3 protein-coding genes and 2 rRNA genes are annotated in these 7,750 nt (G+C 57.2%); all 5 read left to right on the top strand.

What is annotated here, in order from left to right:
- Window positions 1–2,357 (top strand): 23S ribosomal RNA (locus AC58X1_RS09685); the annotation flags it as partial.
- Between the two features lie 126 nt (window positions 2,358–2,483).
- A 5S ribosomal RNA gene (gene rrf / locus AC58X1_RS09680) occupies window positions 2,484–2,599 on the top strand.
- Between the two features lie 293 nt (window positions 2,600–2,892).
- Window positions 2,893–4,536 carry an acetolactate synthase large subunit gene (locus AC58X1_RS09675; RefSeq protein ID WP_101321786.1) on the top strand — a complete coding sequence of 548 codons (1,644 nt, stop codon included), beginning with the start codon at window positions 2,893–2,895 and terminating at the stop codon, window positions 4,534–4,536.
- A 228-nt stretch (window positions 4,537–4,764) separates the two neighbouring features.
- Window positions 4,765–6,702, top strand: coding sequence for a flavin monoamine oxidase family protein (locus tag AC58X1_RS09670; protein WP_497428746.1), 1,938 nt, complete (start codon window positions 4,765–4,767; stop codon window positions 6,700–6,702).
- Between the two features lie 144 nt (window positions 6,703–6,846).
- Window positions 6,847–7,743: a nitrilase family protein gene (locus AC58X1_RS09665; protein ID WP_150570960.1), complete on the top strand. Its 897-nt coding sequence runs from the start codon at window positions 6,847–6,849 to the stop codon at window positions 7,741–7,743.
- The last annotated feature ends 7 nt before the right edge of the window (window positions 7,744–7,750 follow it).

Raw genomic sequence — 7,750 nt, 5'->3', positions numbered from 1 at the left:
TTGTTAGGTGACTGCGTACCTTTTGTATAATGGGTCAGCGACTTATATTCAGTGGCGAGCTTAACCGAATAGGGGAGGCGTAGCGAAAGCGAGTCTTAATAGGGCGTTTAGTCGCTGGGTATAGACCCGAAACCGGGCGATCTATCCATGGGCAGGTTGAAGGTTGGGTAACACTAACTGGAGGACCGAACCGACTACCGTTGAAAAGTTAGCGGATGACCTGTGGATCGGAGTGAAAGGCTAATCAAGCTCGGAGATAGCTGGTTCTCCTCGAAAGCTATTTAGGTAGCGCCTCATGTATCACTGTAGGGGGTAGAGCACTGTTTCGGCTAGGGGGTCATCCCGACTTACCAAACCGATGCAAACTCCGAATACCTACAAGTGCCGAGCATGGGAGACACACGGCGGGTGCTAACGTCCGTCGTGAAAAGGGAAACAACCCAGACCGTCAGCTAAGGTCCCAAAGTCATGGTTAAGTGGGAAACGATGTGGGAAGGCTTAGACAGCTAGGAGGTTGGCTTAGAAGCAGCCACCCTTTAAAGAAAGCGTAATAGCTCACTAGTCGAGTCGGCCTGCGCGGAAGATGTAACGGGGCTCAAACCATGCACCGAAGCTACGGGTATCACCTTTTGGTGATGCGGTAGAGGAGCGTTCTGTAAGCCTGTGAAGGTGAGTTGAGAAGCTTGCTGGAGGTATCAGAAGTGCGAATGCTGACATGAGTAACGACAATGCGAGTGAAAAACTTGCACGCCGAAAGACCAAGGTTTCCTGCGCAACGTTAATCGACGCAGGGTTAGTCGGTCCCTAAGGCGAGGCTGAAAAGCGTAGTCGATGGAAAACAGGTTAATATTCCTGTACTTCCGATTGTTGCGATGGAGGGACGGAGAAGGCTAGGCCAGCTTGGCGTTGGTAGTCCAAGTTTAAGGTGGTAGGCTGGGATCTTAGGCAAATCCGGGATCCCAAGGCCGAGAGCTGATGACGAGTTGCCTTTAGGCGACGAAGTGGTTGATGCCATGCTTCCAAGAAAAGCTCCTAAGCTTCAGACAATCGGGAACCGTACCCCAAACCGACACAGGTGGTTAGGTAGAGAATACCAAGGCGCTTGAGAGAACTCGGGTGAAGGAACTAGGCAAAATGGCACCGTAACTTCGGGAGAAGGTGCGCCGGCGAAGGTGAAGGGTTTACCCCGTAAGCTTTTGCCGGTCGAAGATACCAGGCCGCTGCGACTGTTTATTAAAAACACAGCACTCTGCAAACACGAAAGTGGACGTATAGGGTGTGACGCCTGCCCGGTGCCGGAAGGTTAATTGATGGGGTTAGCGCAAGCGAAGCTCTTGATCGAAGCCCCGGTAAACGGCGGCCGTAACTATAACGGTCCTAAGGTAGCGAAATTCCTTGTCGGGTAAGTTCCGACCTGCACGAATGGCGTAACGATGGCGGCGCTGTCTCCACCCGAGACTCAGTGAAATTGAAATCGCTGTGAAGATGCAGTGTATCCGCGGCTAGACGGAAAGACCCCGTGAACCTTTACTATAGCTTTGCACTGGACTTTGAATTTGCTTGTGTAGGATAGGTGGGAGGCTTTGAAGTGGGGACGCCAGTTCTCATGGAGCCATCCTTGAAATACCACCCTGGCAACTTTGAGGTTCTAACTCAGGTCCGTTATCCGGATCGAGGACAGTGTATGGTGGGTAGTTTGACTGGGGCGGTCTCCTCCCAAAGAGTAACGGAGGAGTACGAAGGTGCGCTCAGACCGGTCGGAAATCGGTCGTAGAGTATAAAGGCAAAAGCGCGCTTGACTGCGAGACCCACACGTCGAGCAGGTACGAAAGTAGGTCTTAGTGATCCGGTGGTTCTGTATGGAAGGGCCATCGCTCAACGGATAAAAGGTACTCCGGGGATAACAGGCTGATACCGCCCAAGAGTTCATATCGACGGCGGTGTTTGGCACCTCGATGTCGGCTCATCACATCCTGGGGCTGAAGCCGGTCCCAAGGGTATGGCTGTTCGCCATTTAAAGTGGTACGCGAGCTGGGTTTAGAACGTCGTGAGACAGTTCGGTCCCTATCTGCCGTGGACGTTTGAGATTTGAGAGGGGCTGCTCCTAGTACGAGAGGACCGGAGTGGACGAACCTCTGGTGTTCCGGTTGTCACGCCAGTGGCATTGCCGGGTAGCTATGTTCGGAAGAGATAACCGCTGAAAGCATCTAAGCGGGAAACTTGCCTCAAGATGAGATCTCACTGGGATCTAGAATCCCCTGAAGGGCCGTCGAAGACTACGACGTTGATAGGTTGGGTGTGTAAGCGCTGTGAGGCGTTGAGCTAACCAATACTAATTGCCCGTGAGGCTTGACCATATAACACCCAAGCAATTTGCTCATGCAGATTGTGGTGGTGAAGACGAAACGCCGAAGATTCGTACACAAACATCACATATCCGAATTTGCTGGGCCGTTCATCTGGACGTTCTGGCTACAGAATTTCTTGACGACAATAGAGCATTGGAACCACCTGATCCCATCCCGAACTCAGTAGTGAAACGATGCATCGCCGATGGTAGTGTGGGGTCTCCCCATGTGAGAGTAGGTCATCGTCAAGATTCATTTCGCAAAACCCCTATCTGCGCGAGCAGGTAGGGGTTTTGTCTTTTCCGCGATTCGGAAAACTGCGGCTGCATCTGGCACCCAAATCTACCTCCCTGCCAAACGCCTCGACATACCCCACCTCGAAGGTGCGACAATATTGCACTTTGATGACGTGACTTTCTCCTGCACCCTCAACGTCAAGACTTAACCCACGGGCACCTTGCGCCTGTGCAAAGACTCTTTCAGCACCCCTGTGCTGACCGTCCTGGACGTCCCCGGCGTCCAATTACTTGAGGTAACAAGCAAGATGGCTAAGGCCGCCGATGTCGTTGTGCAATGCCTGGAAAACGAAGGTGTCGAGTATGTATTCGGCATCCCTGGCGAGGAAAACCTCGACCTGCTCGAATCCCTGCGCAAGTCGAAGATCAAGCTGGTACTGACTCGCCACGAGCAATCCGCAGGCTTCATGGCCGCCACCTATGGCCGTCTGACCGGCAAGACCGGCGTCAGCCTGTCGACCCTCGGCCCAGGCGCGACCAACCTGGTGACCGCCAGTGCCTACGCCTACCTGGGCGGTATGCCGATGATGATGATCACCGGCCAAAAGCCGATCAAGAAGTCCAAGCAGGGTCGCTTCCAGATCATCGATGTGTGCGGCATGATGGCACCCATCACCAAGTACACCCACCAGTTCGCCTCGGCCGACAACATCCCAGCACGCATGCGCGAAGCCTTCCGCCTGGCGGAAGAAGAAAAGCCCGGCGCTGTGCACCTTGAGCTGCCTGAAGACATCGCTGCCGAGCAAACCGACAGCATGCCGATCCCGCCAAGCCTGAGCCGCCGTCCGCTGGCCGAGCACAAGGCCGTCGAAGCCGCTGTCGAGAAGCTGCAGAACGCGCGCAGCCCGATCCTGGTGATCGGCGCCGGTGCCAACCGCAAGATGACCGCCAAGGTCCTCAAGCAACTGATCGACAAGACCGGCATTCCTTTCATCACCACTCAGATGGGCAAAGGCGTGGTCGACGAGCGCCACCCTCGCTTCCTCGGCAACGCCGCGCTGTCGTCGGGAGACTTTGTCCATCGCGCCGTCGAAGCTGCCGACCTGATCATCAACATCGGCCACGACGTCATTGAGAAGCCACCGTTCTTCATGGTCCGTGGCGGCACCGAGGTCATCCACATCAACTTCCGCTCTGCCGAAGTCGATGCGGTGTACTTCCCGCAGATCGAAGTGATCGGTGACATCGCCAACGCCGTCTGGCAGATCGGCGAAGCCTTGACCGATACCAGCCACTGGGACTTCACCCGTCTGCTGACCATTCGCGAGGCCAACGAAGCCCAGATCGCCGAAGGCGCCGACGACGACCGCTTCCCGGTATACCCGCAGCGCCTGGTCGCCGACATCCGCCGCGCGCTGCCGTCCGAAGGGATCGTTGCCCTCGACAACGGCATCTACAAGATCTGGTTTGCCCGCAACTACAAGGCGCATAAGCCCAACACCGTCTTGCTCGACAATGCCCTGGCAACCATGGGTGCCGGCCTGCCATCGGCGATGGCCTCGCACCTGGTCTACCCGGACCGCCCGGTGATTTCCGTGTGCGGCGACGGCGGCTTCATGATGAACAGCCAGGAACTGGAAACCGCGGTACGCCTGGGCATGCACATCACCGTGGTGATCCTGCGTGACGACGGCTACGGCATGATCCGCTGGAAGCAGGCCAACATGGGCTTCACCGACTACGGCCTGGACTACGGCAATCCCGACTTCGTCAAATACGCCGAAGCCTATGGTGCCAATGGCCACCGCGTAGAAAGCGCCGAAGGCTTCCTGCCGCTGCTCGAGCACTGCATCAAGACCCCAGGCGTGCACGTGATCGACTGCCCGGTCGACTACAGCGAGAACGACCGCATCCTCAACAGCGAGCTGCGTGAGCGCGCGCTGGCGGTGTAACGCTTAGGTCAATCAGGGCCTGTATGTACAAAGCCGCTTCTGCTGGATAAGTGCAGCCTCAACAGCTGTATTTATCCGTGCAGGAGCGGCTTTGTGCTGAAATGGCCTTGCAGCTGATATCGCACGCCAGGCCCTATTAAAATGCTGACCGCGTGGTAATTACATCCCGCCAAGTAAAGCTGCTGTAGCCTCAAGCTTGCCCTTCGATTACTTCGAAGGACTGAGGCAATGACCATTGGATCTACCCACAACCATCCCGCAGATCTCGCCGTAGAGCCAGCGCTTCCGGCTCAACCTTGGGCTGCACGCTTTCCCAATCCACCAGACCTGTGTTTTGACTATCGCCGATTGGTTGAACAGCAAGGCGGTGTCGCTCAGGCAACTCAGAAGGATCAGCGCATTTGTATTGTCGGTGCAGGCGTCACCGGGCTTACCGCGGCCAGAGAGCTGCTGCGCTGCGGCTTCAGCAATATCACCCTGATCGAACAGGCCCAGCGCGTCGGTGGCAGACACCTGACCATACCTAGTGCGACTCAGCCACACCCGAAACCCTCGACCCCATTCGAAATGGGTGCCATGCGCATGCCATTTTTCAACCGCACCGGTGAGTCGCCCAGAGACGGCCGTTCGCTAATTGCGTACTACACCAGTCTGTTCGATCTGCATCTCTCGGACTTTCCAAATCCGGGCACTCCCTGGGTAACGAGTACAGGTATTTACCTGGAAGAAGGGCAATTTGACGACAGCGCTGAGCCAACGCTGTTGGTCTGGCGAAACCCAACCGGCGAATCGCCGCCCCCTACAGCTCGCCTGCAAACTGTTCAGGGCAAGTGGAAGCGTTTTGCCGAGCAACTCGCCGAGCGCGTTGCCGGGGTCTACGGGACCGTCGCCTGGGAAAAATTCTGGGCTGCAATTGTCGCTCGCTACTATCAACTGTCCTTCAGGGATCTGGTTCGCCTGCCAGCTCTAGAGCTATGGCGTGAAGATAATCCAGGGGACTTCGGCGGGCTGGGCATGGATGCCGATGAGTCGGCCATCTTCTATTCCATCGGCATCGGCGACGGCAGCTGGGGCGCGTTTTATGACGTCTGCTGCCTGTACCCGCTACGTACAGCCATCTTTGGCTTTAGTAGTCACCTGCAATTGGTTCACGGTCGGGTAGATGAACGGGGTGTACCTCTTGCTGCGCCTTGGTTGGGCCGGCCCGCGCTGCCTGACAGCAGCGAGCTGATGTTTCAGGGGCCGCGCTATCTCGGGTTGGCGGCGCTGGATGAGTGTCTGTTGTTCATGCCCATCGAGCAGTCCGATAAATCCTTGTATGCCCATCTCGCTGCGCGTGAAGATGGTCTGCTTACCGACAGCGCCGTCTGTGGGCTACGCAAGTTGGCTGATGGCCGTATCAGGGTCGATTACCGCTGGCACCACAGTAGCCCCCACAACGAGCAATTACGAAGCGGTGACTATGACGCCGTGATCGTTACCCTTCCGTCATGGTTGATCGAGACCAATATCAAACTCCAGGGGTTCAGCTCTGCAGAGTTACCCCAGCGCATCATCAAGGCCTGGAAGACTGCTCACTGGGAGACCAGTTGCAAGGTCTACGCGCCACTGAGCAAGCGCTTCTTCGACGAGGGCTGCAAGATCCCGCAGATCCTGGTCACCGACAGTTTCGTCCACGATGTCTACGCATATCGCTACAACGCTCACTATGCCCAAGACTGCATTCTGCTGAGCTACACCTGGGAGGACGATGCGACCAAACTGGCGGCTTTCACAGATGTTGAGCTTGGGCACAAGTGCCTGGCCGAGCTCGACAGGATCCTAATGCGCTGCACCAATATCCAGCAGCCGATATCGCCCTACGTCGATGCCAGCAACATCCAGATTCAACACTGGGTAACAGATAGTAATGCGCTGGGCTGCGCCAAACTATACCGAGCCGGGACCTATTACGACGCCGTCAGCTTGATGAAATACAATCGCGATCTCGGAGCTGGTTCCGGGCTGTATCTCGTCGGGGAATCGTTTTCAGTCGATGCCGGCTGGACCGAACCATGCCTGCGCACTGCCATCGACGCGGTGATCAATATCTGCGAGCGCAGCGGTGCAGTATTCAACGGCGGCTTCACCCTGGCTGATTATCCGCATTACCAACTGCAAAGCTGAGCCGGAGCGGGGCAGGGACCCTGTCTGCTTCCTGCCTACGCCGTAGATTTTTCCTACGATTTTGCCGGAGCCGCCTGGCTGTCGGAAACTTTGCCATCCCCGCTTTACTGGCCTCCTTCCCATAACCACAACAAGGAAGCCACCATGCCCCATACCCCCAATGCCGTTAGCCCGGTACGCATTGCTGTCATCCAGTACGACCCGCAAGTGGGTCTCGAACACTGTGACGGCAACCTGAGCAAAGGCCTGGCCTTGGCTCGCCGGGCCGTGCGCGAAGGTGCCACGCTGATTGTGCTGCCCGAGCTGGCCAATACCGGCTACACCTTCCATACCCGCGCCGAGGCCTATGCCCATGCCGAGCCTCTGCACGGCGGTCGCAGCCTTGAGGCGTGGAGCAACTTCGCCCGCAAGCATCAGGTCTATCTGGCTTCTGGCTTCGCCGAGCGTGATGGCCTCAAGCTATATGACAGTGCCGTGCTGTTCGGCCCCGATGGCCTGCTCGGGCACTATCGCAAGGCGCACCTGTGGAATCAGGAGAAGCTCTGGTTCACACCGGGGGACCTCGGCTTTCCGGTGTTTGAGACCCCCATCGGGCGTATCGGCCTGTTGATTTGCTGGGATATCTGGTTCCCCGAAGTACCCAGGCTGATGGCGCAGCAGGGCGCGGATATCATCTGCAGCCTGAACAACTGGGTGTGGACGCCGCCGCCGCTGTTCGATGATGCCGGGCGCTGCATGGCGTCTTACCTGACCATGACCGCAGCCCACGTCAACAATGTCTATATCGCCGCGGCCAACCGCATCGGCAAAGAGCGTGGCGGACGCTTTCTCGGTTGTTCGTTGATTGCCGGTACCAACGGCTGGCCCATCGGCCAGGTTGCCGAGGCCGAGGCTGAGTGCATCGTCTATGCCGACGTCGACCTGAGTGCTGCGCGTAGTGCGCCGATCTGGAACAGCCTCAACGACCTGCCTCGCGACCGCCGCACCGACCTCTACGATGAGACCCTCGGTTATCGCCTGCATCCAGCGCTGCCGCGCTGAGGAGGGG

It is taken from the genome of Pseudomonas sp. PGPR N4, from assembly GCF_059693665.1.
The sequence above is the reverse complement of the archived record's forward strand: the minus strand, read 5'-3'. Positions and strand labels throughout refer to the sequence as shown.

What these genes read in the sequence shown, in the direction of transcription:
- AC58X1_RS09675 (WP_101321786.1), top strand. Translation starts at nt 2,893, where the DNA reads ATGGCTAAGGCCGCCGATGTCGTTGTGCAATGCCTGGAAAACGAAGGT.
- AC58X1_RS09670 (WP_497428746.1), top strand. Translation starts at nt 4,765, where the DNA reads ATGACCATTGGATCTACCCACAACCATCCCGCAGATCTCGCCGTAGAG.
- AC58X1_RS09665 (WP_150570960.1), top strand. Translation starts at nt 6,847, where the DNA reads ATGCCCCATACCCCCAATGCCGTTAGCCCGGTACGCATTGCTGTCATC.